This window comes from Neotamlana laminarinivorans, from assembly GCF_020523925.1.
Classification (GTDB): domain Bacteria; phylum Bacteroidota; class Bacteroidia; order Flavobacteriales; family Flavobacteriaceae; genus Neotamlana; species Neotamlana laminarinivorans.
In genome coordinates this window covers 1-288 of record NZ_JAJAPW010000079.1, presented here as the reverse complement: position 1 = coordinate 288, position 288 = coordinate 1, and the positions used below count along the sequence as shown (strand labels likewise).

1 protein-coding gene is annotated in these 288 nt (G+C 46.9%); it reads left to right on the top strand.

What is annotated here, in order from left to right; genetic code table 11:
• On the top strand, positions 1–288 hold a 288-nt coding region (locus tag LG649_RS16450), incomplete at both ends, for an Ig-like domain-containing protein (RefSeq protein WP_226544834.1).

The window sequence follows — 288 nt, the reverse complement described above, 5'->3', positions numbered from 1 at the left end:
CACCAAACGACCCAACGGACGATACGATAGATTACACGCCAACAGGCGATTACAATGGTACAGATCAAATCACATATCAGATCTGTGATGCGGATGGCGATTGTGAAACAGCAGTAGTAGATATTACGGTTAACTCGGTAAATGATGTACCAAGCACGACGGACGATACGGCGAGTGTAGATGAAGACGATACAGTAAACATTGTAGTATTAGATGACGATAGTTTTGGCGGCGATGGTCCAAGCACCGGCACGATAACTATCACCAGTGGGGCGAGCAATGGAACCG